Origin of the sequence: Stenotrophomonas lacuserhaii, assembly GCF_014836545.1 — a bacterium.
Taxonomy (GTDB): Bacteria; Pseudomonadota; Gammaproteobacteria; order Xanthomonadales; family Xanthomonadaceae; genus Stenotrophomonas; species Stenotrophomonas lacuserhaii.
Genome location: NZ_JACSQS010000001.1, coordinates 553,993 through 577,491, shown reverse-complemented (window position 1 = coordinate 577,491; position 23,499 = coordinate 553,993). Strand labels below are relative to the sequence as shown.

Annotated in this window: 24 protein-coding genes; 4 read left to right on the top strand and 20 right to left on the bottom strand. The window is 67.1% G+C overall.

What is annotated here, in order from left to right; genetic code table 11:
* Positions 1–11 precede the first annotated feature (11 nt).
* The 20 genes from rpoN to H9654_RS02605 all read right to left on the bottom strand — a co-directional run bounded on the left by rpoN (position 12) and on the right by H9654_RS02605 (position 20,596).
* Complete coding sequence (gene rpoN, locus H9654_RS02700) at positions 12–1,421, bottom strand: RNA polymerase factor sigma-54 (protein ID WP_191768918.1); 1,410 nt, start codon at positions 1,419–1,421, stop codon at positions 12–14.
* Between the two features lie 250 nt (positions 1,422–1,671).
* On the bottom strand, positions 1,672–2,304 hold the full coding sequence (locus H9654_RS02695) for a response regulator (protein WP_042615450.1): 633 nt from the start codon (positions 2,302–2,304) through the stop codon (positions 1,672–1,674).
* 100 nt (positions 2,305–2,404) lie between these two features.
* Complete coding sequence (locus H9654_RS02690) at positions 2,405–2,983, bottom strand: PilZ domain-containing protein (RefSeq protein WP_191768795.1); 579 nt, start codon at positions 2,981–2,983, stop codon at positions 2,405–2,407.
* A complete protein-coding gene (locus H9654_RS02685) occupies positions 2,980–3,276 on the bottom strand; it encodes a hypothetical protein (protein ID WP_191768793.1) in 297 nt (98 codons plus the stop codon). Before H9654_RS02685 ends, H9654_RS02690 begins: the two co-directional genes overlap by 4 nt.
* A complete protein-coding gene (gene fliS, locus H9654_RS02680) occupies positions 3,273–3,692 on the bottom strand; it encodes a flagellar export chaperone FliS (RefSeq protein ID WP_101099019.1) in 420 nt (139 codons plus the stop codon). The genes H9654_RS02685 and fliS overlap by 4 nt, the downstream gene beginning before the upstream one ends.
* A 109-nt stretch (positions 3,693–3,801) precedes the next feature.
* Positions 3,802–5,148, bottom strand: coding sequence for a flagellar filament capping protein FliD (fliD, locus tag H9654_RS02675; RefSeq protein WP_191768791.1), 1,347 nt, complete (start codon positions 5,146–5,148; stop codon positions 3,802–3,804).
* A gap of 239 nt (positions 5,149–5,387) precedes the next feature.
* Positions 5,388–6,956, bottom strand: coding sequence for a flagellin N-terminal helical domain-containing protein (locus tag H9654_RS17995; RefSeq protein ID WP_191768789.1), 1,569 nt, complete (start codon positions 6,954–6,956; stop codon positions 5,388–5,390).
* Between the two features lie 296 nt (positions 6,957–7,252).
* Positions 7,253–8,743 carry a flagellin gene (locus H9654_RS02665; RefSeq protein ID WP_191768787.1) on the bottom strand — a complete coding sequence of 497 codons (1,491 nt, stop codon included), beginning with the start codon at positions 8,741–8,743 and terminating at the stop codon, positions 7,253–7,255.
* Positions 8,744–8,807: 64 nt separating this feature from the next.
* The gene (gene flgL / locus H9654_RS02660; RefSeq protein ID WP_191768786.1) at positions 8,808–10,016 is read right to left on the bottom strand and encodes a flagellar hook-associated protein FlgL; all 1,209 of its coding nucleotides are present in this window, start codon (positions 10,014–10,016) and stop codon (positions 8,808–8,810) included.
* Positions 10,013–11,893, bottom strand: coding sequence for a flagellar hook-associated protein FlgK (gene flgK, locus H9654_RS02655; RefSeq protein WP_191768784.1), 1,881 nt, complete (start codon positions 11,891–11,893; stop codon positions 10,013–10,015). Before flgK ends, flgL begins: the two co-directional genes overlap by 4 nt.
* 8 nt (positions 11,894–11,901) lie before the next feature.
* Positions 11,902–13,095, bottom strand: coding sequence for a flagellar assembly peptidoglycan hydrolase FlgJ (flgJ, locus tag H9654_RS02650; protein WP_191768782.1), 1,194 nt, complete (start codon positions 13,093–13,095; stop codon positions 11,902–11,904).
* Between the two features lies 1 nt (position 13,096).
* The gene (locus tag H9654_RS02645) at positions 13,097–14,215 is read right to left on the bottom strand and encodes a flagellar basal body P-ring protein FlgI (RefSeq protein ID WP_191768780.1); all 1,119 of its coding nucleotides are present in this window, start codon (positions 14,213–14,215) and stop codon (positions 13,097–13,099) included.
* Between the two features lie 11 nt (positions 14,216–14,226).
* The gene (gene flgH, locus H9654_RS02640) at positions 14,227–14,919 is read right to left on the bottom strand and encodes a flagellar basal body L-ring protein FlgH (RefSeq protein ID WP_042615436.1); all 693 of its coding nucleotides are present in this window, start codon (positions 14,917–14,919) and stop codon (positions 14,227–14,229) included.
* A 13-nt stretch (positions 14,920–14,932) separates the two neighbouring features.
* Entirely contained in the window at positions 14,933–15,718 is a 786-nt protein-coding gene (gene flgG, locus H9654_RS02635; protein WP_042615437.1) for a flagellar basal-body rod protein FlgG, read from the bottom strand.
* 133 nt (positions 15,719–15,851) lie between these two features.
* Positions 15,852–16,601, bottom strand: a complete 750-nt coding sequence (locus tag H9654_RS02630) for a flagellar basal body rod protein FlgF (RefSeq protein ID WP_101099011.1) — start codon at positions 16,599–16,601, stop codon at positions 15,852–15,854.
* 35 nt (positions 16,602–16,636) lie between these two features.
* Positions 16,637–17,860 carry a flagellar hook protein FlgE gene (gene flgE / locus H9654_RS02625; RefSeq protein ID WP_191768779.1) on the bottom strand — a complete coding sequence of 408 codons (1,224 nt, stop codon included), beginning with the start codon at positions 17,858–17,860 and terminating at the stop codon, positions 16,637–16,639.
* Between the two features lie 31 nt (positions 17,861–17,891).
* Positions 17,892–18,575, bottom strand: coding sequence for a flagellar hook assembly protein FlgD (locus tag H9654_RS02620; protein WP_191768777.1), 684 nt, complete (start codon positions 18,573–18,575; stop codon positions 17,892–17,894).
* Between the two features lie 23 nt (positions 18,576–18,598).
* Positions 18,599–19,006 carry a flagellar basal body rod protein FlgC gene (gene flgC, locus H9654_RS02615; RefSeq protein WP_191768775.1) on the bottom strand — a complete coding sequence of 136 codons (408 nt, stop codon included), beginning with the start codon at positions 19,004–19,006 and terminating at the stop codon, positions 18,599–18,601.
* 3 nt (positions 19,007–19,009) lie between these two features.
* Positions 19,010–19,405, bottom strand: a complete 396-nt coding sequence (gene flgB / locus H9654_RS02610; RefSeq protein WP_191768773.1) for a flagellar basal body rod protein FlgB — start codon at positions 19,403–19,405, stop codon at positions 19,010–19,012.
* Between the two features lie 249 nt (positions 19,406–19,654).
* The gene (locus H9654_RS02605) at positions 19,655–20,596 is read right to left on the bottom strand and encodes a chemotaxis protein (protein ID WP_101099008.1); all 942 of its coding nucleotides are present in this window, start codon (positions 20,594–20,596) and stop codon (positions 19,655–19,657) included.
* A 103-nt stretch (positions 20,597–20,699) separates the two neighbouring features.
* Between H9654_RS02605 and flgA the strand changes: the two genes are divergently transcribed.
* From flgA to H9654_RS02585, 4 genes are all read left to right on the top strand, one after another.
* Entirely contained in the window at positions 20,700–21,356 is a 657-nt protein-coding gene (gene flgA / locus H9654_RS02600) for a flagellar basal body P-ring formation chaperone FlgA (RefSeq protein ID WP_191768771.1), read from the top strand.
* A 76-nt stretch (positions 21,357–21,432) separates the two neighbouring features.
* Positions 21,433–21,735 (top strand): flagellar biosynthesis anti-sigma factor FlgM, encoded by a 303-nt coding sequence (flgM, locus tag H9654_RS02595; protein ID WP_101099007.1) that lies wholly within the window; start codon positions 21,433–21,435, stop codon positions 21,733–21,735.
* Positions 21,732–22,070: a flagellar protein FlgN gene (locus H9654_RS02590; RefSeq protein ID WP_191768770.1), complete on the top strand. Its 339-nt coding sequence runs from the start codon at positions 21,732–21,734 to the stop codon at positions 22,068–22,070. Before flgM ends, H9654_RS02590 begins: the two co-directional genes overlap by 4 nt.
* A 91-nt stretch (positions 22,071–22,161) precedes the next feature.
* A complete protein-coding gene (locus H9654_RS02585; protein ID WP_101099005.1) occupies positions 22,162–23,382 on the top strand; it encodes an ATP-binding protein in 1,221 nt (406 codons plus the stop codon).
* Positions 23,383–23,499 lie beyond the last annotated feature (117 nt).

Genomic DNA, 23,499 nt, shown 5'->3' with positions numbered 1-23,499 from the left:
CCAGTTCGTCCTCAGCCCACCCGGGCCATCAGCGGTTGCCGGACCACCGGCCGACGGCGCTCGCGCGCCGGGGCGATATCCAGTTGTTCCCGGTATTTTGCAACGGTCCGGCGTGCAATGTTCACTCCCTGGCGCGCCAGCAGCCCGGCGATGGCCTCATCGGCCAGTGGCCGCCCCGCCGGTTCAGATTCGATCAGCCGGCGCACCATGGCTTTCACGGCCGCCCCGGAGACGCTGGCCCCTTCCAGCCGCACGGCGAAGAAGTGCTTGAGTTCGAAGGTACCACGCGGGGTCTGCAGGTATTTGCCGGTGGTGATGCGCGAAACGGTGGATTCGTGCATGCCGATGGTATCGGCCACCTCTTTCAGGGTCAGCGGGGCCATCGCCTCGTCGCCGCGGGTGAGGAAGGCGGCCTGGCGCTCGACGATCACCCGCGCGGTGCGCAGCAGGGTGTCGTGGCGCATCGACAGGCCACGGGTCAGCCAGCGCGCCTCGGCGAGCATTTCGCGCATGGCCGGGCTGGCATCGGGGCAGTCGGCCAGGGCCTGTTCGTAGTCCCGGTTGATGCCCACCCGGCGGCTGCTGCGGCTGTTCAGCGCCACGCGCCACTGGCCGTCGGCGTGCCAGGCGCTGACGTCGGGCACCACCACCGCGTTGCGCTCGGGCAGCAGGCTGTCACCGGGCCGCGGCTGCAGGGACAGGATCAGCCGTACCGCTTCGTGCACGTCGGCTTCTTCACTGCCGTGCGCCGCGGCCAGGGCGGGGTAATCGTGGCTGGCCAGCAGCTCCAGCGATCCGGCCAGGATGCGCCGTGCCAGATGGCGGGCGGCCACCGCGCCGGGCAGGGCGTCCAACTGGGCCTGCAGGCATTCGCCCAGGTGCTGTGCGGCCATGCCGGCCGGGTCGCCCTGCAGCAGGCGCTGGCGGATGGCCTCCAGTTCTTCGGCCTGCACGTCCAGCCGGGCGCTGCCCAGCAGTTGCAGCTGTGCCAGCGGAGACTGCAGGTAACCCGCATCGTCGCAATGTTCCAGCCAGAAGGCGGCGATGCTGAGTGCGCGCTCGTCCAGTTCCAGTGCCAGGCCCTGCAGGATGCGCAGATGCGGATCGCTGGACTGGCCGGCGGCGATGCGCGCCATGCGATCGTCGTCACCGTCCTGCCAGCTGGCCCCGGGGATGTCCCACATGCCGCTCTCGGGCAGCTCGTCGAAGGCGGCCGCATCGGTGGCCGCGTCCACGGCGCTACCGGCCTCGGCCACGCTGTCGCGGACTTCTTCGATTTCCAGCAGCGGGTTGTTGTCCAGGGCGCGCTGGATTTCCTGTTCCAGCTGCAGGCCATCGAGCTGCAGCAGCCGGATCGACTGCAGCAACTGCGGTGTCAGGTGGAGGTTCTGGCCCAGCTGGACATTGAGTGCGGCTTTCATCTGCATTCCCCTGCGCCATCCCCGACGCGTTATGGAACACATCTTGCTTGTTGGCAGGGGTAGGGGAAATCGGGGGGTTCCTGAGCGCGCTAGGGCCGACCCTGACCCATTGTCAGGAAAATCCCTACATCGCAACGGGTTTCCGTCACGGGGCCAAGTGCAAGTGCCTGATCTGCAGTAGCGGTCCGGCCTGCCGTCGCAGGAATCTCGACGCGCGGCGGCCACGGCGTCGGAAAAGCGTCGTCGCCCGCTATTCCAGATCGCTCTGGTGGCGCGCGGCCAGCAGCACCAGGTCATTGGCGCGACGGCAGCCCAGCGATTCCATCATCCGGGCGCGATGGGTCTCCACGGTCTTGACGCTGATGCCGAGGTCGGCCGCCATTTCCTTGTTGCTCTGTCCGCTGCCGATCCGGCGCAGGATCTCGCGCTGGCGCGGGGACAGGGCCGCTACGCCCACCGGCTTCTCCCGCCCCAGCATCGGAGCAAGCATCTTTGCGGAAATCTGCGGGCTCAGGAACACCTGGCCGGCATGCGCCGCGCGCAGTGCCAGTTCCAGTTCGCCCGGCGCGGCATCCTTGACCACGAAACCTACTGCGCCGCGATCCAGCGCATCACGCACGTGGGCGACGTCGTCATGCATGGTCATCATCACCACGCGCGATCCCGGGGCATGCAGGCGGATATCGCTGAGTGCTTCCAGACCGGTGCGCCCAGGCAGGGAAAGATCCATCAGCACCACATCCGGTGCATGCTGCAGCGCTTGCTGGAGCGCCTGTTCAGCATTGCTGGCTTCGGCCACCAGCTGGACATCGGCGAATCCCTGCAGCAGTCGCCCAAGGCCGGCGCGGACTAGGGTGTGGTCGTCGACGATCAGAACGCGCAAGGTGAGCAACTACGGGCAGGGAAGGGACCACCATAACGGACCGGGGCCGGGCAGCCAATAGCGACAGTCGCGTACAGCGACGGCCATCCCGTATTGCGCCTCAGCGGTAGCGTCGGGCGTCGGCGATCTGGCGGCGGTGCAGGCGGAACAGGTGGCGTTCCAACGCCATTTCCAGCCCGTCACCGAGCTCGTCGAAACGCAGCCACAGGTAGTGACCGCCGGCGCCGTTGGCTGCTTCGGCCACTACCTGCACCGGCAGGTCCACGTGGTCCGGCAGCCAGTCGCTGGGCTGCAGGCGCACCGTGCCAGCACTGCCCGCAACCGCGCCGCTGCGCGGGCCCAGCTGCAGTCGGATGCCGCGTCGCGACCAGCGCAGCGGACGCAGGGGCAGGGCATCGGCCTGCTGGCGTACCAGCCGGCCCACCAGCAGCAGCACCAGGTCGAGCTTGGCTTCGATGCGCTGCTGGCCGGGGCTGGCTTCGCCGCGGTCGTCTTTGTCCTCGCCGCGGCTGTCTTCCACCAGGCCGATGCTGCGCAGCAGCTGCTCGGCCGCACTGGCGCGCACGCCGCCGCTGCCGCGCAGGAAGTCCGCGGGCAGGTCCACCTCGCAGCTCAGCGTTTCATCGAACAGCTCGCTTTCTGCGGGATGGTGGATCAGCGGCGCGGCGGGCGTATTCATGCCAGCGATTCTGCCTTCAGGTAGGCATGCGCAGCGCGAAGGGAGCGCTTGCCGTGGTTGAGGTGGGCAGCCGCTTCATCGCGCAGCTGCACCATGCGGCCCATCACCCGCTGCTGGTGGGCAAGCAGGGTCCGGATCGCATCGTCGGTGGGGCGTTCGACGCTCAGCGTCAGCGCCGCCACCGCCTGCAGATGCTCGGCCATCAGGCGTTCGCTGCCTTCGTGGTCGCCGCTGGGCAGGTGCGCTTCCAGCGTCTCCAGCGAGGCGTGCAGCGGCTGCAGCAGCGCGGTCATGGTGTACCTGCGCCACGGATCTGGCGCTGGTCGCCGGGGATGGCGTTCCAGGCCGAGTCGATCTCCATCATCAGGCTCAGTGCATCCTTCAGCGCAGCCGGATCGTTGTGCAGGTTGGCTTCGGTCAAGCGCACGATCACGAACTCGTAGAGCGCGGACAGGTTGGCGGCGATCTCACCGCCGGCCTCATGGTCCAGCGATCCGTCGAGATGGCCGACGATCGAGCAGGCTTCGCCGATTGCTTTGCCCTTGCGCGCCTGATCACTTCGCTGCAGCGCGGCCTCGGCGGTGCGGATGCGCTCGCAGGCACCGGCCAGCAGCAGCGCCACCAGCTTGTGCGGGTCCGCATCGACCACCGAAGTGCTGACGCCGACCTTGCGGTACTGCTCGGCGAACTGCCGGTTTGTGCCGTACATGTATCTCTCCTGGGGTCCCATGGTGCGTGCGGTCCCGGAGGCGGGCGACGCGCGATGGCACCAGATGTTTCATTTGATATCGGCCCGGGGGCCGACGAACTTGAGTCGATCAGCTGTTGCTGAGCAGCTGCGAGCTGAGCGAACCGCTCGCGCTCTGCATCTGCGCCACCATCTTTTCCATGGCGGTGAATTGCTTGGTGTAGCGCTCGCTCACCTTCTCCATCCGCGCATCCAGGTCATCAAGCTGCTTTTCCAGCGCCTTGATTTCCTTGTTGAGCGTATTGGTGCGCTGGGTAAGCGTACCGGTGCTGGTATCCAGGTTGCTCTTCAGCAGGGCGGTCATCGATTTGCCAATGCTGCCCTCTGCCCCGAACAGCGCCTTCACCGCTTCGGGATCCTTGCCGATGGCGGTATCGAGCTTGGCCGCGTCCAGGCTCAGGGTGCCATCTGCGGCGATGGTCACGCCCATGGCCTTGAGATCGTTGACGTTGGCGCTGAGCGAGCTGCGCAGCTGCTGCTGCAGCCCGCGCACCATCGCATCGCCGGTCAGCGTGGAGGCGGTACCGGTTTCGGCGTTGTAGGCGCTTGAGGATTTCAGCGTGCCCTGGATGGCGTTGTAGGCGCTGACGAAGGCAGTCAGGTTGGACTTCAGCGCCGTGTTGTCCGGGGTCAGGGTCAGTGTCTGCTTTTCGCCTTCCTTGGCCTTGGTCAGCGTCAAGCTGATGCCAGGAACCAGGTCGGTGATGGTGTTTGAACTGGAGGTGCGGGTGAAGCCGTCCACCACGACCACCGCATCCTGGGCGGCGACCATCTCGGTCAGTTTCGAGGTGCCGGCCGGATCGTGGACCAGCTCGGCGAGGCCGCCATTGCCGCCCGTCGTGCTGACGGTAAGTGCGCCCTTGGTGCCCGAATCCACCGCACTCAGCACCAGGTGCTGGCCATCATCGGCGGTCACGATGGCAGCGGTGACACCCTTGCCGCCGGCGGCGGAGTTGATCGCTGCAGCGACCTCCGCCAGCTTGGCGCCGACAGGAATGGTGACGTTGATCGTCTTGTCACCGTGGCCGATGCTGAGCGTGCCGTCGCCGATCACCGCGTCCTTCTCATAGGCCTTGGAGCTGAGCTTCTGGCTCTGCGCCAGTGTCTTGACCTCCACCTCGTGCGTGCCGGCCGCCGCTTTGCCGGCGGTCGTGGCGGTATCCAGGGTGGCGGTGAAGTTCGACTCCGTCGGCGTGCTGGGCTTGATGCCCGGCGCGGCGGCGCCCTTGACCAGTGCGGTCAAGGCCGTCTGCAGGCTGGTCATGCCATTCTTGATGCTGCCCAGTGCGGACACCTTGGCCGTCGCGGCGGTTCCGGCGGTATTGATCTGGTTCTGGCGCGGCGCGCGCTCACTGGCAACCAGCTGGGAGACCAGGGAAGGAATGTCGAGGCCGGAACCGATGGTGCCGAGGGACATGGAAGGATCCTTGTGCTGTGACGGCACGAGCCGATGCCATGCATCAGCTATCGGCCGTGGTCGGGCAAGCTTGAGCGCGGTTGCGCTGCCGACGGTGATGCAAGCCCCGTGCCACGCCGGTAGTGACTGCCGCTGGCGTTGTGGGTGACGACCGTTGGTCGTCACGCTCTGCCGTCCGACACAAACGAAAAGGGGGCTTTCGCCCCCTTTCCGGTATTACGTATTGCCTGGCCGAAGGATCAGCGCAGCAGGCTCAGCACGTTCTGGCTGGACTGGTTGGCCTGGGCCAACATCGCCGTACCGGCCTGCTGCAGGATCTGGTTACGGGTCAGCTCAGCGGTTTCCGACGCATAGTCGGTATCGCGGATGCGGCTGCGTGCAGCGGACATGTTCTCCGAGGAGGTGCTCAGGTTGGCCACCACCGAGGTGAAGCGGTTCTGCACGGCGCCCAGGTCGGCGCGGGCGGAGTTGATCGAGTCCAGTGCAGCGTCCATCGCCTTCAGTGCGTTGTCCGCACCGGCAACGTCGGAGATGTCCAGGTCGTCAAAGCCGGTGTCGGCAGCGCCGGCGGCCCAGGCAGTGCCCACGGCGCTGGCGGCGGTGGAACCTGCGGTCAGGCCGGTCTGGGCCAGCAGGCCAGCGGCATCGGAGCCGCCGCCGGCAGCCACGGTGACGTTGCCATCAGCGCCGGTCAGGACCAGCTTGCCCGAATCCAGCGAAGCGGAAACGCCGGTGTTGTAGCTCTGGGCGTTGATCGACTTGACCAGTTCGTCAGCGCGCTGTGCCGAGCTGCCGGCTTCGCCGAAGTTGATCGTGGCCGAACCCTTCGAACCGGTCAGGGTGAAGCTGCCCGAGGAGAAGGTGTTGGCACCGGCGGCGCCGCCAGTCGCTGCCGCGGTTACGGCGACGTCCGCGTTGATCGGACCGCCCGTGCCGGCGATGGTTACGGCAGCACCTGCGTTGCTGATCGCGCCCGTCGTACCGTCGACCGTGAGGCCGGTAGCGCCGCCTACGGTGGCATCGCCATTGATCGCCGTCGCGATGTTTGCAAGCAGCTTGGCCGAGGCGTCAGCCTGGCTCGTCCCGTCGGTCACGCCGGTAACGTTGACCGTGGTACCGCCCACGTCCACGGTGAAATCAGCGTAGGAGAACACGCCGGCGGTATCCGTCGCGGCGGCAAAAGTGGCGCTGGAGAGCGTGCCGGTACCCGGGGTAGCGGCACCGCCGCCTGCGCCTGCTGCGCCGGCCGGAGCCGCGCCGGTCATCTTGGCGGCGGTGTCGACCTTGTTCCAGTTGCCCAGCGAAGCGATGTTCGCGTTGGCGATCTGGGCGATGTCGATGGTCTGGCCCTGGTTGGCGCCGATCTGGAAGGACTGGCTCTGGAAGCTGCCGTCCAGCAGCTTGGTGCCGTTGAAGTTGGTCTGCTCGGCAACGCGCTGGATTTCAGCCTTCAGCAGCTGCACTTCCGAGTTCAGGGCCTGGCGGTCCGAATCGGAGTTGGTGGCGTTGCGGGACTGCACGGCCAGCTCGCGGATGCGCTGCAGGTTGTTGCCGATCTCGCCCAGGGCGCCTTCGGCGGTCTGTGCCAGCGAAATGCCGTCATTGGCGTTGCGCGACGCCTGGTTCATGCCGCGCACCTGGGTGGTGAAGCGCTCGGAGATGGCCAGGCCGGCCGCGTCGTCCTTGGCGCTGTTGATGCGCAGGCCCGAGGACAGGCGCTGGATCGAGGTGGCGAGGCTGTTGCCGCTGGTGCCCAGGTTGCGCTGTGCGTTGAGCGACATGGTGTTGGTGTTGATGACTTGTGCCATGGTGCGGTTTTCCTTTTTGGCAGTGGGTCCGGCAGATCAGCCTGGCCGGTAACGGGGGCAGTGGATGGGCGCCCCGGTGGGGGTGTGCTGCCGCTGCTGAAATCAATAACGGCACTGCCTGCCCAGCCTTTAGCCACAAGTCAATATTTTTTCCAGGATCGGTAGCGCCGGGCCATGCTCGGCGGCCTTTTGAGGCAGAAAGGCCCCGCCGGTTGCCTGGCGGGGCCTTTGGGTGCTGCGCCTGGCTCGGCGCCACCGGGGGCCGGCGTGGCGTGTGCCACCCGGCCTCAGCGGTTTTACGACTGCAGCAGGCTGAGCACGTTCTGCGGTGCCTGGTTGGCCTGGGCCAGCATCGCCGTGCCGGCCTGCTGCAGGATCTGCGTGCGGGTCAGTTCGGCGGTCTCCGTCGCATAGTCCGTATCGCGGATGCGGCTTCGCGCGGCGGACATGTTCTCCGAAGAGGTGGTCAGGTTGGCGATGGTGGAACTGAAGCGGTTCTGCACCGCACCCAGATCAGCGCGCGAGGAGTTGATCGAGGTCAGCGCCGCATCCATTGCGTTGAGCGCATTGTCCGCCCCCAACGTGGAGGTGATGTCCAGGTCGGCAAAGCCCGACTTGGGCAGACCGGCCGCCCACGCGCTGCCGATGGCGGCACCGGCGGTGGTGCCGGCGGTCAGGCCGGTCTGTTCGGTCAGCGTTGCGCCGCCGGCCAGGGTGAAGTCGCCATCCTGCGATGCCAGCAGCAGGCGGCCGCTGCTGTCCAGCGAAGCGGTCACGCCGGTGTTGTAGCTCTGGTCGTTGATCGACTTGACCAGATCGCTGGCACGCTGTCCTGCACCGCCAGCCGCAGCGAAGTTGATGGTAGCGGTGCCCTTGGCACCGGTCAGGGTGAAGTTGCCGGCAGAGAACGTCGCCGTGCCACCCGCGCCCTGTGCGGCGACCGTCTGTGCTGCAACGCCGTTGGAGAACGTATCGACCACCACGGCAGCCGCACCCGTGTTTTCCAGCGCAACGTCGTTGCCGTCGGCACTGGCCAGGCCGGGGCGCACGCTGTTGATCTGGGTGGCCACTTCAGCCGCCAGGCCGGCCGCATCACGCGCGCCATCGGCTGCAACGGTCACTTCGGTGCCATCCACTTCGAAGGTGAACGTCGCGGTCGGGTCCGCCACGCCGGCAAGGCTCAAGCTGGCCAGGCCCGGACCGGCCACGCCACCGCCGGTGCCTGCTGGTGCGATGGCGGTGAACGTGGCCGAGGTGTCGACCTGGTTCCAGTTGCCCAGTTCCTTGATGTTGGCGTTGGCGATCTGCGAGATGTTGATCGTCTGGCCCTGGTCGGCGCCGATCTGGAAGGCCTGGTTGGTGAAGCTGCCGTCCAGCAGGTTGGTGCCGTTGAAGTTGGTCTGCTCTGCGACGCGCTGGATCTCGGCCTTCAACAACTGCACTTCGGCGTTCAGCGCCTGGCGGTCGGAATCGGAGTTGGTGGCGTTGCGCGCCTGCACGGCCAGCTCGCGGATGCGCTGCAGGTTGTTGCCGATCTCGCCCAGTGCGCCTTCGGCGGTCTGTGCCAGCGAGATGCCGTCGTTGGCATTGCGCGCGGCCTGGTTGATGCCGCGGATCTGGGTGGTGAAGCGCTCGGAGATCGCCAGGCCCGCCGCGTCGTCCTTCGCACTGTTGATGCGCAGGCCCGATGACAGGCGCTGGATCGAGGTGGCCAGCGAGTTGCCGCTGGTGGAAAGGTTGCGCTGGGCGTTCAGCGACATCGTGTTGGTGTTGATGATCTGTGCCATGGGGCGTCTCCGTAGGTTGCTCGGGTCTGTTGGTAGAGGCGCGCTTGGGGCGCCCGGTTGAAGGTCAGCGGATACTGTTGAACAGGGACATCGCCTGCATCTGGCTGAAGATCGTCTGCGCGGCCTGCAGGGCCGCGTTTTCGAGCTTGTACTGGCCGATGGCATCGGCGTAGTCCAGGTCGCGCAGGGTGGAAAGGGTGCTTTTTACGGTTACGGCGGTGGCGTCGCGTGCGCTGGCGGCGTCGTCGATGGCGGCCAGCTGCGCACCGCCCTTGGCCCGTGCATCGATCATGTTTTCCGAGGCACGCGTGATGTCACGCATGCTCGACTGCAGCAGGTTCTGCATGCCGGTGCGGTCGGCCGCGGTCTGCGGATCCGATTCAAGTGCACCGATCAGCGTGTCCATCGTGGCGAAGATGTCGCGCGAGCTGGAGGCCACCACGTCGAAGCGGTCACCGGCGGCCGGTGCCCCTTCGATGCGCAGTCGCACGCCGCCGACCACGATGTCTTCGCCCTTGGTGTGGGTGCCGGTGGCCACCACCGCGCCGGCAGCGTCCAGCACCTCGTAGGCGCCTTCGCCGGCGGCAGTGAAGCGCACGTTGAGCGCGCCGCCGTCCCAGTCCGCGCTGCCATCGCGGCTGACCGAGGTCAGCAGGCCGCTGCCGGTGTTGCCGGCGGCCGCGCTGGCGTCCACCGTGCCGTCGCCGGTACGGATGCGCATGAAGATCTCGCTGCCGGGCAGGGCATCGTTGACCAGTTGGCCGGGTGCCACTTCAACCTGGCGCTGGGTCTGGTCACCGACATAGCTGACCGTGCCGCCGGCCTTGAGGAACGGCGCGTCCGAATCGTTGCTGCCACCGAACAGGTAACGACCGCTGCCGTCCTTGCTGTTGGCCAGCGACAGCAGGCTGTCCTGGATGGTTTTCAGCTCACTGACGATCGCCTTGAGGTCGGTGTTGCCGGGCACCGGCGTGTTGGCCTGGATACTCAGCTCGACCGCGCGGGTCATCAGTTCATTGGCTTGGGCCAAGGCGTTTTCCTGCAGGCCCAGGCGGTTCTGCGCGTTGTTGGCGTTCTTGCCGAGCTGCTCCAGCCCGGCCACCACGCGGTCCAGCCCGACGGCGGTGCCGGCAGCGACCGGATCGTCCTTGGCCGACACGATCTTGCTGCCGGTGGCGATCTGCTGTTCCAGGTGGTTGATCTTGGACTGCTTGCCCAGCATCAGCGAAACCGACTGGCTGAACATCATCCCGGTGGAAATACGGTCATTCATCGCGAGACGGCTCCGAGGATGGTCTGGAACATGGTGTCGGCGGTGGAAATCAGCTGCGAAGCCGCTTGGTAGGCCTGCTGCAGGCGGAGCATGTCCGCTGCTTCTTCGTCCAGGTTGACCCCGGATACCGAATCCCGCGCGGCCTGCGCCTGGTCGGTGATCACCTGCTGCGCATCCAGCGAGTACTGCGCCGAACGTGCGGCCGCGCCGACCTGCGTGGTCAGCCCACCCAGCGCGCCATTGAGGGTGACGGTGCCGCTGTTGAAGGTCTTGGCGTGCTCCACCTTGGCCAGTGCCAAGGCGTTGCTGTTGTCCGACGAGCCGGCACCGACCGGGGTGATGTTGAAGCTGTCGCCCGGCTTGGGCGCGCCATCGAGCACGAAGCTCCAGCCATTGGCGGTGATCGTCTGGCCGGCGGTATAAGCGAACGGGCCTGCGCCGTCGATGGTGTACTGGCCGGCGGCGGTGAAGACGATGGCGGCCGGATTGCGCAGCGCTGCATTGGCGGCGTCGGCCACCTTGACGTCGGTGAGTTTGCCGGTGCCGGTGTTGGCGGTGGCCGCCGCCCCCTTGATCGGCGCCGCCGCGGCCAGCCGCGACGGATCGGTGATCGCCACGCTCATGCTGCCGGCCACGTTGGCGGTCGGCTGCAGCAGGAAGCGGTCATTGGCCGCCGGGGTGCCACCGACCACCATCTGCACGCCGTTGATCACCAGCGGATCGGCCGCACTGCCGCTGCCGGTCAGCGGGATCGCCGCACCGGTGTCGGCGCGGTTGGCCTGCCACTGGGTACCGTCGAAGCGCAGCACGATGTTCTGCGCATCCAGCCTGGACAGGTCGCCGAAGCTGGCCTGGATCGTCGCACTGCCGGTGTTGGCGGTGTTCTCGGTAATGCGCGGGCTGCCGATGTTGAACAGGTCGGTGCCCATCTGCCCGTACAGATCCACGCCGTTGCGGTGGGTGTCGTTGAAGGTGGTCGCAAGGCCCACCGCCAGCTTGCCCAGTTCGGCCTGGGCCGGGGTCAGCACGGTTTCGCGGAACTCCATCAGCCCGCCCACCTGCCCGCCGAGTGCCTTCGAATCCAGCACCACCTTGGCGCCCTGGGTTTCCAGCGCCAGCTGCAGGCGCTCGGGCTGGTAGGCATCGGTAACCGTGGTGACCTTGCTGGCCGTGCTGCCGACCACCAGCGCCTGGCCGCCGGCGGTGTAGACGTTCATGAAGCCGCCGTCCTGGATCACTGCGTTGCCGCCGGTGTAGCCGACCAGGCTGGCGATCAGCTGGTCACGGCGGTCCAGCAGGTCCGGTGCGGCATTGGCGGCGTTGCTGCCGATGGCGCCGTTGATCTGCGCCACTTCCGCCGCCAGCCGGTTGATCTCGGTGGCTGCGGCGCTGATGCCGTTGTTGACCTCGCTGTTGAGGCTGTCCAGGCTGGTATTGAGCTGGCGGAAGCGATTGGCCAGCGTATTGGCGCTGTCCAGCACGTTCTGGCGGTCAGCGGTGGCCGACGCGTTGGACGACAGTCCGCTGACCGAATCGAAGAAGTTCGACCACACCCCGGCCACGTTGGTGGAGGCATCGGAGAACAGCGAATCGACGCGGTCGGCCATGGTGGACAGCTGCTTCAGCCGGGCCAGTTCGCCGCTGCCGTCGAGCAGCCGCGAGATCGCCAGCTGGTCGGCAACGCGCCGTATATCGGCGATTCGGGTGCCGTTGCCAACGGTGCCGTAGCCCATCTGCTGCGGATCGGCGGTGGCGAAGTCCACGCGCTGCCGGCTGTAGCCAACGGTGTTGATGTTGGCCACGTTGTGGCTGGTGGTGGCCAGTGCGCGCTGGAAGGCGAGCAGGGCACTGGTACCGGTAGAAAGCACGCTGGTCATGGGGTTCCTCAGCGACGGGCGGTGCCCAGCGCTGCCTGGGCAGTGCTGGCGAAGGTGCGACCCAACTGCGCGCCGGCATCGCCGATGGCGGCGACCGCGCGTTCGATGGTCGGGCCGCCAGCGATGCTGGCGATCTTGTTGGCGTACGACGGGTCGGTCGCATAGCCGGCCTGCTGCAGCCCGCGCGCGAAGCCGCGCACGTCGGTGCCGGCTTCCAGTGCCTTCTGGTAGCGCGGGTTGCTCTTCAGCAGGCGCACGTAGTCGGCGAAGCTTTCGGCCGGCGAGCTGTAGCTGCGGAAACTGGCGGTTTCGTTGCGGCGTGCGCCATTCACATATTCGTGGGTGCCCACGGTGGCGCGGTCGCCGCTCCAGCCGGTGGCCTTGATGCCGAACAGGTTGTGCGAAGTGCGGCCATCGCCGTGGGTGATCTGGCGCTTGCCCCAGCCGGTTTCCAGCGCGGCCTGCGCGACCAACGCACGGGCATCCACGCCGAGTTCCTTGGCGGCGGTCTGTGCGTGTGCCCAGATGCCCGCCACGAAGCCTTCGGGAGTGTGCGAGCCGAGGCGCGCCACGGCCGAACTGCTGGCCAGCGTATCGATCGCCGACGGGCCGGTGCCGCGGTTGGTTGCTGTTGCCGCCCACTGGTCTTCGGCCGCGACCGGTGCCGGCGCTGCCAGCGTCTGCGCCGCATACGGATCGCTGCTGCCCAGCGCCTGGTGCATGCTGCTGCTGTCGCGCCCGGCGATCAGATCCAAGGCCTGTTCCATCGGCTGCAACAGGCGTGGGGAGGTCCCTGCCGCCATCTGCTGCAGCATGCGCACCGCCTGGTCGGCGTCTTCCAGCGGCATCGCCGGCGCTTCAGCGGCCGGGGCGTTGAGCTGGTAGGCGCGGGTGGCTTCGGTGGCGTTGATGCGCCCATCCAGTGCCGGTCCTTCCGCCGCAGCGCCGGAAAGCTGACGGCTGATCACCGCCGACAGCCCCAGGCCCTTGCCGCGGGTCATCGACTCGGCGATCTTCTGGTCGTACATCTCGCGGAACATGGTGTTTTCGCCAGGGAACAGCGAGTCACCGAAACTGGCATCGCGCATGCTCTTGACCAGCATCTGCGCGAACTGTCCTTCAAGCTGGCGCGCGACCTTGTCGACCTGGGCCGGATCGTTGCGCTGCGAAGGATTGAGCTCGAAGGATGGCTGGATGCGCATGTCAGATCACCTCGAGCTCGGCGCTCAGCGCGCCGGCCTGCTTGAGGGCTTCAAGGATCGCGATCAGGTCGCCAGGTGCGGCGCCCACTGCGTTCACCGCGTGCACGATTTCATCCAGCGAGGTGCCACCGTTGAACTTGAACATGCGGCTGCCATCGTTGGTGGCGGTGATGGTGGACTGCGGGCTCACCACGGTCTGGCCGCCTGCCAGCGCATTGGGCTGGCTTACGTTGGTACCTTCCTGGATGGTCACCGTCAGCGAGCCGTGCGAGATGGCGGCGGCGCCCACGCGGACCTGCTGGCCGATCACCACCGTACCGGTGCGCGAGTTGACCACCACCTTCGCCGATGCCGCGCCCGGGGTCAGCTCCAGGCTTTCGATGCGTGCCAGCAGGCCGATGCGTGCGCCCGGATCCGTCGGCGCGTTGACCGCGACGGTGACCCCGTCGACCGCGCGGGCAGCGCCTTCGCCGAAGGCGTTGTTGAGTGCGGCAACCATGCGCGAGACGGTGGTGAAGTCGTTCTTGTGCAGGTTCAGGGTGATCTCGCCGGCCGCGCCGAACACATCCGGCAGCGCGCGTTCGACAGTGGCGCCGTTGGGGATGCGGCCCACGCTGGGCACGTTGACCGACACCCGCGAGCCATCGCGGCCCTGTGCGCCGAAACCGCCGACGATCAGGTTGCCCTGGGCAATCGCGTAGACCTGGCCGTCGGCACCCTTCAGCGGGGCCATCAGCAGCGAACCACCGCGCAGCGACACCGCATTGCCGATCGAGGAGACGGTAATGTCGATCGGCTGGCCCGGCTTGGCGAACGGCGGCAGCTCGGCGTGGATCGCCACGGCGGCGACGTTCTTCAGCTGCGGATTGACGTTCGCCGGAACATTGACGCCCAGCTCGCCGAGCAGGTTCTTCAGGCTCTGCACGGTGAACGGTGCCTGGCTGGTGCGGTCACCGCTGCCATCCAGGCCGACCACCAGGCCGTAGCCCACCAGCGCATTGCCACGCACGCCGCCGACCTGGGCCAGGTCCTTGATGCGTTCGGCCTGCGCCGGCAACGCGGCACCGGCAACGACCAGGGCTGCGATCAACAGGCGGGCAGAAAAAGTGAGGAGGTTCATGGCAGGCATGCTCAGAACGGCGCCAGGCCGGAGTTGAAGAAGCGGCTCAGCCAGCCCATCGCATTGGACTGCGCCACCGCGCCGCGCCCGCCGTAGACGATGCGGGCATCGGCCACGCGGCTGGAGGGAATGGTGTTGTCCGGTGCGATGTCGGCGGCGCGCACGATGCCCTGCACCTGCACAAGCTCGTCGCCCTGGTTCAGCCGCAGGTTCTTCTGGCCCTGCACCACCAGGTTGCCGTTGGGCAGGCGCTGCATCACCGTGACCGTCACGTTGCCCTGCAGGCGGTTGCTCTGTGCGCTGTTGCCGCGCCCGGTGAAATCCCGCGACCCATTCGCGGTGGCCGACAGGATGTCCTTGCCGCCCAGGGTCACCGGTGCGCCGAAGATGGTCGGGGTGCCGATGGCCAGCTCGGATTCCTTGCTGGTGGCCGTATTCGCGCTCATCTGTGCCTGGGTGTTTTCCAGCAGGGTGATCGTCAGCAGGTCGCCGACATCGCGTGCGCGGCGGTCCGAATACAGCTGCAGCGAGGGACCGGCGGCGTAGATCGCCCCGGCCGTTGCCTGGGCCTGCGGCGGCATCACCGGCTGCACCGGCGCCAGGGCCGGGTAGGGGCGCACGTCGCCGGCGATCACGCAGCCGCCCAGCAGCGCGATGGCGGCGGCAGCGAAGGTCAGGCGGGCGAGGGAAGCGGCTGGCAGCATGATGGCGGTCCGATCAGACGTTGTTGTTGAGGTAGCCGAGCATCGAGTCGGTCGTGGAAATGGCCTTGGCGTTCATTTCGTAGGCGCGCTGGGTTTCGATCATCGAAACCAGCTCTTCCACCACGTTGACGTTGCTGCCTTCCAGTGCGCCCTGGACCACGTTGCCCAGCCCGTTGAGGCCGGGATTGCCGTTCTGCGCCGGGCCGGATGCGGTGGTCTCCAGGTACAGGTTCTCGCCGCGCGACTGCAGGCCGGCGGGGTTGATGAAGTCGGTCAGGGTCAGCGCGCCGATCTCCACGGTGGCCGCGTCGTCGGCCATCTTCACGCTGACCGTGCCGTCGCTGCCGATGGTCAGCGTCTGTGCACCTTCCGGGATCTGGATGCCCGGCTGCACCGGGTAACCGCTGTTGGTGACCAGCTCGCCGTCCTGGTTGACCTTGAACGAGCCGTCGCGGGTGTAGGCCGAGCTGCCGTCGGGCATGGACACTTCGAAGAAACCGCGGCCATTGACCATCACATCCAGTGCGCGCCCGGTCTGCTGCTGGCTGCCCTGTTCGAAGTTCTTGGCGGTGGCCACCACGCGCACGCCGGTGCCCAGCTGCAGGCCGGTCGGCAACTGCGTCTGCGCCGACGTGGCACCGCCAGGCTGGCGCACCTGCTGGTACAGCAGGTCCTCGAAACTGGCACGGTCCTGCTTGAAGCCGGTCGTGTTGGTGTTGGCGAGGTTGTTGGATACCACCGACATGCGCGTCTGCTGCGCGTCCAGTCCGGTCTTGGCGATCCACAGTGCCTGGTTCATGGTCGGGTCCTCTGCGTGGTGTCCGGCCCAGCGGGGCGGGGCAGGTACCTGCGAACGCTCGCAGGTGCTTCACCAGGGGTGCTGCAAGCGGCGTGCCATTGCGGCGCGCCGGTATTCCGTCGTCGGCGTGGACTCAGCCGTTCAGCCGCAGCAGACTATTGGCGCTGCGTGCGTTTTCGTCGCCGTGCTTGATCACCTTGACCTGCATTTCGTACTGCCGCTGCAGCTGGATCATCTGCACCAGCGCACCGGCGGCGTCCACGTTGCTGCCTTCCAGCTGGCCGCTTTCCAGTGCCTTGCCTTGGGTCTGCACAAACGGCTGCTGCGGATCGGTGTTGCGGAACAGGCCATCGAGCCCGCGTTCCAGCCGCGCGTCATCGGCCGCCACCACCTTGATCCGGCCGATCACCGCCATCGTCTGCGGGCCCTCGCCGAGCGGGATGATCGAGATGGTGCCGTCGTTGCCGATCTCCATCGCCTGGTGCGGCGGAATGGCGATCGGGTTTTCGTTTTCATCCAGCACCGCGTGGCCACCGGCGGTGACCAACTGGCCGTTCGGGGTCAGCGACAGCGCCGCACCGCGGGTGTAGGCCTCGCCACCGCCCGGTGCCTGCACGGTCAGCCAGCTGCCCGCCTGCAGGGACAGGTCAAGCGGATTGCCGGTGATGTGCTGGGCACCGACGCGCCGGTTGAAACCGGCATCGACATGGATGGCGTCCACGCGCGAAGCGAAACCCTGCCCGCGGATCGCGAAGGCTTCGGTGTTGGCCAGCGCTTCCTTGAAGCCCGGCGTATCGGTGTTGGCGATGTTGTGCGACACCGTGCCCTGTGCCTGCAGGGAGGCACGGGCGCCGGTCATCGCGACGTAGAGGGCCTTGTCCATCGGGGAAGCTCCGTGCTGCGGTCAGCCGGCCATCATCAACGGATGTTGATGATGGTCTGGGTGACCTGGTCCTGGGTGCTGAGCATCTGCGAATTGGCCTGGAAGTTGCGCTGGGCCACGATCATGTTCACCAGCTGCTCGGTGAGGTCCACGGTGGACGATTCCAGTGCGCCGGCCTGGATCTTGCCCAGGTCCGACGAATCCGGCGCCGAGGTGCGCGGCGAGCCCGAGGCGAAGGTTTCCACCCACATGTTGTCACCGGTCGACTGCAATCCCTGGGCATTGTTGAAGTTGGTCAGTGCGACCTGGCCCAGTGCCTTGTCATCGCCATTGGAATAACGCGCATAGACCACGCCCTGTTCGGACACGCTGATCTCGTTGAGCTTGCCGGCCGCGTAGCCATCCTGCTGGAAATTGCGCAGGGCGAACTTCTCGCCGTACTGGGTCGACCCGGCCACGTCCAGGGTCAGGTTGAGCTGGCCGGCGCCAGTGGCCGGGGTGAAGCCGTCCAGGGTGATCCTGCCGTTGGCCGGGGCAACCAGCGCGCCGCTCTCGTTGAACTGCAGCGTGGTCGGTGCGCCGGCGGCCTGGCCGTCGACGTAGTTGTACACCTGCCACTCGTTGGCAGCCGTGCCCTTGACGAAATACGAGGTCTGGGTGTGGCTGACACCGAGCGAGTCATACACCGTCACCCCGCCGCTGGACTGGCTGTAGCTGTTCGAATCGGTCGGGTCGAACGGGGTCACGGTGGGCTGGCTGCTGTTGGCCGGCAGGGTGAAGGCCAGCTGCACGCTGCCGGTCTGCTTGGGCGGGCTGTCGGTGGTCAGCAGCTGCAGGTCGGTCAGGCGACCGGAATCGAAGGTCGTGCCATCGGCGTTGGGGGTGAACACCTGCAGGCGTGCACCGGCCGGGTTGATCACGAAGCCCTGCGCGTCGGTCTGGAAGTTGCCGGCACGCGAATAGGTGCGCTGGCCGTTCATGCTCATGGTGAAGAAGCCTTCGCCGGACACGGCCAGGTCCAGGCTGCGCCCGGTCTGGCTGTTGTTGCCCTGGCTGAACTGCTGGGCCACGTTGGACACGCGTGCGCCGGAGCCCACCGCATTGCGTGACAGGCCATAGCTGGTGGCCGAGAACAGATCGGCGAACTCGGCGCGCGACTGCTTGAAGCCGGTCGTGTTGACGTTGGCGACGTTGTTGGCGGTGACGCTGAGGTCGGTGTTGGCGGCGTTGATGCCGGACAGCGAGACATTGAAAGCCATGGTGGACTCCTCGATTATTCGGTCTGGGGGCTCAGCTGATGCGGAGCACGTAGTCGATCGGGGCGGCGCCCAATCCCTTGAGATTCAGGTACAGGCCGTCGGAACCGACGGTCACGCTTTCCACCGGCGCCTCCACGTAGGTGCCGAGCTTGGTCTGCGCGCCGGCGGCATCGGTGTGGTTGGCCACCAGCGAATAGTTGCCGGGCGGCAGGCGGTTGCCGCTGCTGTCCTTGCCGTCCCATTCGAAGCTGGTCTCGCCGGCGGCGCTGGCTTCCACGCTGATCTGGGCGACCTTCAAGCCGTTGGCATCGGTGATGTCCACGTTGATCATGCCGGCGCTGGGCGCGGCGACCACGCCGCCGACGCTGCCCTCTTCCTCCAGCACCATCTTTTCCGACGGTACCAGCACGTCGTGGCCGACCAGCGCAGCGCCACGCAGCACCTGGTCGCTGGCCATCGAGGTCTGGAAGCCCTGCACGGTGGTGTTGAGGTCGGTGATGCCCTGCACGGTGGACATCTGCGCCATCTGCGCGACCATCTGGGTGTTGTCCATCGGCTTCAGCGGATCCTGGTGCTGCAGCTGCTCGGTCATCAGGCGCAGGAAGTCGGCCTGCTCCAGCGTGTCTTTTTTCTTGCTGGCGCTGCTGTTGGGCGAGTTCAGGCCGAGGGCGGCATACACATCCTGGCTGGACTGGGTGGTGATGGCAGTACTCATGGAGAGATCCTTGCGGGCGCGCCTCAGCGGCCCATCGTCAGCGTGGCGAGGGCCAGTTCTTTGGCGGTGCTCAGCATTTCCACGCCGGCCTGGTAATTGCGCGAGGTGGAGATCAGGTTGACCATCTGCGCCACCGGGTCGACGTCGGCCTGGTAGATGTAGCCATCGCCGTCGGCCAGTGGATGGCCGGGCTCGTAGCGCTTGATCGGCGCCGCGTTGCTCTGGCTGATTTCCTTGACCTGCACCGTGGTAATGTTGGGATCGCTCCGGCTGGTGACGGCCTGGAAGATCGGTTCCAGCGGTTTGTAGACCGCTTCGGCCGAGCCAGCCACCGAATCGGCGTTGGACAGGTTTGAGGCGATGGTGCTCATGCGCACCGACTGCGCCTGCAGGGCGGAGCCGGCGATGTCGAAGATCGGCAGGTTGCTCATGGTTTATTGCCCCGTGATCGCGGTGAGCATGGAGCGCACCTTGGATTCGACGAAGCTCAGCGAGGCCCGGTATTCCAGCGCGGCACGGCCGTAGGCGGCGCGCTCGGTGTCCGGGTCCACGGTGTTGCCGTCGAGGTTGGGCTGGATGCCTTCACGGGAGATCTGGAACGGGTTCAGGCCGCCGCCGATCGCCAGGTGCTGTTCGTTGGTGGTGGTCAGCAGGCCGTTGCCGGACTGGCCCTGGGCGCTGCGCAGGGCGGCGTCGAAGTCCAGGTCCTGGGCCTTGTAGCCGGGCGTGTCGGCGTTGCCGAGGTTGCTGGCGATCAGCTTCATGCGCTGCTCGCGCAACGGCATGGCTTGGGCATGGACACCCAGGTAGTCGGAAATCAGGTTGGACATGGCGCGCTCCCACGGAACTGTGCCGGGGAGGCTGCAACCTTTGTGCCAAAGCGGCGGCGTTGGGCTGGGGGCGTGGTGGCGGGCAGGCCTGCGCAGGACACGCCGCAAGTACGTCCGTGTAGGCTGCATCGCCGCATCCATGCGGCTCAGCGTCCTGCCCAGGCCTGCCCGCCACCCCGCATTATTTAATCGAACGCGGGAACGCTAGCGCTTGGCCGTGCTCGGCGGTGATGCCAGGGGGGCGTGGGGTCAGGCGGCTTCGGCGACGCGGCGGAGGCGGTCCAGGACGAAGTCGGCCAGTTCGTGCGGGGAATATTTTGCGACGAAGGCGTTGGCCCCCACGCGCTCGACCATCGCGTTGTTGAACACGCCGGACAGGGAGGTGTGCAGCAGCACGAACAGCCCGGACAGGCCCGGGTGGCGGCGGATTTCGGTGGTCAGCGTGTAGCCGTCCATCGCCGGCATTTCAATGTCGGAGATCACCATCGCGTAGCGCTGGGCCGGGTCTTCACCGGCGGCGTGGATCTGCAGCAGGTGGTCCAGCGCCTGCTTGCCGTCGGACAGCAGGGTCGCGCCGACGCCCAACTGGTCCAGCACGCTGCGGATCTGCTGGCGCGCCACGCGCGAGTCGTCCACCACCAGCACCTGCATCGGCGGGGCGTCGGCGGGCAGGGCCATGGCCGGGTCCAGCACCGCTTCGCTGCGGGTCTGGGCGATATCGGCCAGCACGCTTTCCACGTCGATCACCTGGATAAGCTCGCCCTGGAAGCGGGTCACCGCCGTCAGGTAGCTGGATTCGGCCCCCAGTTCCGGCGGTGGATGGATGTCCTGCACGGCGATGTTGACGATGCGCTCCACCCCGCTGACCAGGAAGCCCTGGATGGAGCGGTTGAACTCGGTCACCACCAGATAGCCCGGGCCGTCACCGTTGTTGCCCCGCTCGGGATGGCCGATGGCCACGCCAAGGTCCAGCACCGGCACCGAGCGGCCGCGCACATCGGCCACGCCGGAGAACTGGCTGGGCAGGCCCGGCACCTGGAACAGGGCAGGGCGCCGCAGCACTTCCTGCACTTTGAACACGTTGACGCCAAAAAGCTGGCGTCCGCCCAGGCGGAACAACAGGAGGGCCAGCCGGTTGTGTCCAGCCAGCCGGGTGCGTTGGTCGATGCGGTTGAGCAGGTCATGTGACATGCAGGCTGTATCGGCGCGCCGGCGATGGACTTGAGCGGCGCGGCCGCGTTGCGATTGGCACGGCGCTTGCAGCAGGGCGGGTGATCCCATGACCGGAGGTGGCATGCCATCCTTCAAGACGATGTGCTGGCTGATGCTGGCGATGGCCGCGCCCGCCGGGGCCGCGCCCTCGTGGCAGCCGGTGGACAGCATCCGCACGGCCGCACTGTCCACACTGGGCGCGGGCGAGCAGGGCGAGGCCGTGGTTGCCGATGCGCTGCGCCTGCCGGCCTGCGCGCAGGGCCTGGCCGCGCAGCCCACCGCCAGTACCACCGTGGAAGTGAGCTGCCCCGATGCCGGCGGCTGGCGCCTGTTCGTGCCGGTGAAGGTGCGCCGCGAGCAGACCGTGCTGGTGCTGGCACGTGGTATTGCCGCTGGAGAAACGCTGGCTGCTGCCGATATGACCACCGCCCAGCGTGATGCAGCGCGGATCGCCGGCGCCGTGCTGGCCGACCCCGCCGCTGCCGTCGGCCGGGTGGCACGCCGGACGCTGCAGGCGGGCAGCCTGCTGTCCGCCTCTGACCTGGTCGCACAGCGGCTGGTCCGGCGCGGCGACAGCGTGGCGCTGGTGTCCCGGCGCGGATCGGTGGAAGTCCGGGTGGCCGGCAAGGCGCTGGGCGATGCCGGCGAGAACGAACGCCTGTCGGTGGAGAACCTGACTTCGCGCAAGATAGTGCAGGGCACCGTGGACGCCAGTGGCGACGTTTTAGTGACGCGCTGAAAAAAATCGCAAAACCCCCTAAAGATCACGGTCCGGTGGCCGTTATCGTTACAGTACGGCAACCCTTGGAGCTCCAATGAGCCAAAAAATCGACGGTACCCTGCAGGCGGCGCAGACCCTGCGCGCGGTGGGTCCGGCCAGTCGGCCCGGCATCAGTACCGATGCGCCCGCGCGTCCGGTGCAGGCAGCCGACAGCTTGAAGCTGACCGGTGAAGCCACCAACCTGCAAGCCCTGGAACGCAGCCTTTCGGCCGCCCCGGCGATCGATGCCGAGCGCGTGGCCGCAGTGCGTGAGTCGCTGCAGAACGGCAGCTACCGGATCAATCCAGAAGCGATTGCATCGCGCATGCTTGATCTGGACCAGCAGCTGCAGGGATGAGCACGCCCATGAGCGAGCCCATGCAACGGCTGAGCGAAGCCCTGGATGCCGAGCGCCAGGCCTTGGTCGCGCACGATGTGCATGCGTTGATCCGTGCCACCGGGGCCAAGCTGGATGCCCTGCGCGCATTGGACAAGGCGCTGCCGGTCGGCGAATCCAGCCAGTTGCAGGAACTGGCCGAACGCAACCGCGCCAACGGCGTGCTGCTGTCGCGCCGACGCCGCGAGGTCAACTGGGCGTTGCGCCAGCTGGGCCGCAACGAAGATGCGCCAGCGTATGACAGCAAGGGCCAGTCCCAGCAGATGACCGCCGGGCGTCCGCTCGCCGTCGCCTGATCCGGGCCGGCGGCACGGCGACCCGTGTTGCGGCTCGCCCGCATCTGCAGGCATCGTATAGTGGCACTCATCCCTGCCACGCCGAGCACCCGTGCCTGCCGCCTTCCCGAACCCGACGCCGTCCCTCCCTTCGCCCGCGCTCCTGCAGGCGCTGCTTGCGCCGGTGCGCGAAGGCCTGCTGCTTTTCACCGACGATGATTCAGTGATCCTGGCCAATCCGGCGGTGGAGGCGTTGCTGGCCACCGGTCCGGCCAGTGGTGCCGGTCCGGCGCAGCGGCTGCGCGCCCTGCTGCCGCCCGATGCGATGGCTGTTGCGCGGCGCGAGGGGCAGTGGAGTGGCAGCCTGGTGATGGGCGAAGCGGTCGTCACCGCCCAGCTTTACCACCACCGTGATCAGGGTGCAGGCTATTACCTGGGCCTGTTCCGCCGGGTCGAAGGCCAGGAAGACTACGAACGCGAACTCCAGCAGCGGCATGCGGAGCTGCGTCAGGCCTATCTGCGCCTCAACGGCGCGCAGGAAAAGCTGCTGCAGTCGGAGAAGATGGCTTCGATCGGCCAGCTGGCCGCGGGCGTGGCGCACGAGATCAACAACCCCATCGGTTACGTGCATTCCAACCTGGGCAGCCTGCAGGAATACCTGCGCAGCCTGTTCACGGTGATCGAGGCCTACGAACGCGCTTTGCGTGCGCCGGATCCGAAGACGCTGATCCCGGAAATCGATGACATCCGCGATCGCCTCGACATCGACTTCATCAGCCGGGATCTGCCGCAGTTGATGGCTGAGTCGCGCGAGGGAATCGAGCGGGTGACGCGCATCGTGCGCGACCTGAAGGACTTCTCCTATTCCGGGCGTGACGAGTCGTGGAAGCTGGTCGACCTGCACTCCGGGCTGGAGTCGACCATCAACATCATCTGGAACGAACTCAAGTACAAGGTGGAACTGCACCGTGAGTTCGGTCAGCTGCCGCTGGTGGAGTGCCTGCCTTCGGAGCTCAACCAGGTCTACATGAACCTGCTGCTCAACGCAGGCCATGCGATTGCCGAACGGGGTGTCATCACCGTGCGTACCGGGGTGGAAGGCGAGCACGTGTGGGTGGAGTTCCAGGACAGCGGCGGTGGCATTTCGCCGGAGCTGCGCCAGCGCATCTTCGATCCGTTCTTCACCACCAAGCCGGTGGGCAGCGGCACCGGCCTGGGCCTGTCGATCTCTTACAGCATCATCAACAAGCACAACGGCCGGATCGACCTGGACAGCACGCCGGGGGTGGGGTCCACGTTCCGCATCGTGCTGCCGATCAAACAGCCACGGTAGGTGGTGTGTTGCCGGGCTGCGCCCGGCACCTGCTCTTCAAGCAACGTCAACAGCAACAGCTGCAGGGCTGTTTGTGGGCGGGGGGGGGGGGGGGGGGGGGGGGGGGGGGGGGGGGGG

What these genes read in the sequence shown, in the direction of transcription:
- fliD (WP_191768791.1), bottom strand. Translation starts at nt 5,148, where the DNA reads ATGTCCCTCGGCACCATCGGTTCCGGCCTCGACATTCCTTCCCTGGTC.
- flgB (WP_191768773.1), bottom strand. Translation starts at nt 19,405, where the DNA reads ATGTCCAACCTGATTTCCGACTACCTGGGTGTCCATGCCCAAGCCATG.
- flgA (WP_191768771.1), top strand. Translation starts at nt 20,700, where the DNA reads ATGCCATCCTTCAAGACGATGTGCTGGCTGATGCTGGCGATGGCCGCG.
- H9654_RS02685 (WP_191768793.1), bottom strand. Translation starts at nt 3,276, where the DNA reads ATGACCGCGCTGCTGCAGCCGCTGCACGCCTCGCTGGAGACGCTGGAA.
- H9654_RS17995 (WP_191768789.1), bottom strand. Translation starts at nt 6,956, where the DNA reads ATGGCACAAGTCATCAACACCAACACCATGTCGCTCAACGCACAGCGC.
- H9654_RS02645 (WP_191768780.1), bottom strand. Translation starts at nt 14,215, where the DNA reads ATGAACCTCCTCACTTTTTCTGCCCGCCTGTTGATCGCAGCCCTGGTC.
- H9654_RS02590 (WP_191768770.1), top strand. Translation starts at nt 21,732, where the DNA reads ATGAGCACGCCCATGAGCGAGCCCATGCAACGGCTGAGCGAAGCCCTG.
- flgH (WP_042615436.1), bottom strand. Translation starts at nt 14,919, where the DNA reads ATGCTGCCAGCCGCTTCCCTCGCCCGCCTGACCTTCGCTGCCGCCGCC.
- rpoN (WP_191768918.1), bottom strand. Translation starts at nt 1,421, where the DNA reads ATGAAAGCCGCACTCAATGTCCAGCTGGGCCAGAACCTCCACCTGACA.
- fliS (WP_101099019.1), bottom strand. Translation starts at nt 3,692, where the DNA reads ATGTACGGCACAAACCGGCAGTTCGCCGAGCAGTACCGCAAGGTCGGC.
- H9654_RS02630 (WP_101099011.1), bottom strand. Translation starts at nt 16,601, where the DNA reads ATGGACAAGGCCCTCTACGTCGCGATGACCGGCGCCCGTGCCTCCCTG.
- H9654_RS02620 (WP_191768777.1), bottom strand. Translation starts at nt 18,575, where the DNA reads ATGAGTACTGCCATCACCACCCAGTCCAGCCAGGATGTGTATGCCGCC.
- H9654_RS02605 (WP_101099008.1), bottom strand. Translation starts at nt 20,596, where the DNA reads ATGTCACATGACCTGCTCAACCGCATCGACCAACGCACCCGGCTGGCT.
- flgJ (WP_191768782.1), bottom strand. Translation starts at nt 13,095, where the DNA reads ATGCGCATCCAGCCATCCTTCGAGCTCAATCCTTCGCAGCGCAACGAT.
- flgM (WP_101099007.1), top strand. Translation starts at nt 21,433, where the DNA reads ATGAGCCAAAAAATCGACGGTACCCTGCAGGCGGCGCAGACCCTGCGC.
- flgL (WP_191768786.1), bottom strand. Translation starts at nt 10,016, where the DNA reads ATGAATGACCGTATTTCCACCGGGATGATGTTCAGCCAGTCGGTTTCG.
- flgG (WP_042615437.1), bottom strand. Translation starts at nt 15,718, where the DNA reads ATGAACCAGGCACTGTGGATCGCCAAGACCGGACTGGACGCGCAGCAG.
- flgC (WP_191768775.1), bottom strand. Translation starts at nt 19,006, where the DNA reads ATGAGCAACCTGCCGATCTTCGACATCGCCGGCTCCGCCCTGCAGGCG.
- H9654_RS02690 (WP_191768795.1), bottom strand. Translation starts at nt 2,983, where the DNA reads ATGAATACGCCCGCCGCGCCGCTGATCCACCATCCCGCAGAAAGCGAG.
- flgK (WP_191768784.1), bottom strand. Translation starts at nt 11,893, where the DNA reads ATGACCAGCGTGCTTTCTACCGGTACCAGTGCCCTGCTCGCCTTCCAG.
- flgE (WP_191768779.1), bottom strand. Translation starts at nt 17,860, where the DNA reads ATGGCTTTCAATGTCTCGCTGTCCGGCATCAACGCCGCCAACACCGAC.
- H9654_RS02665 (WP_191768787.1), bottom strand. Translation starts at nt 8,743, where the DNA reads ATGGCACAGATCATCAACACCAACACGATGTCGCTGAACGCCCAGCGC.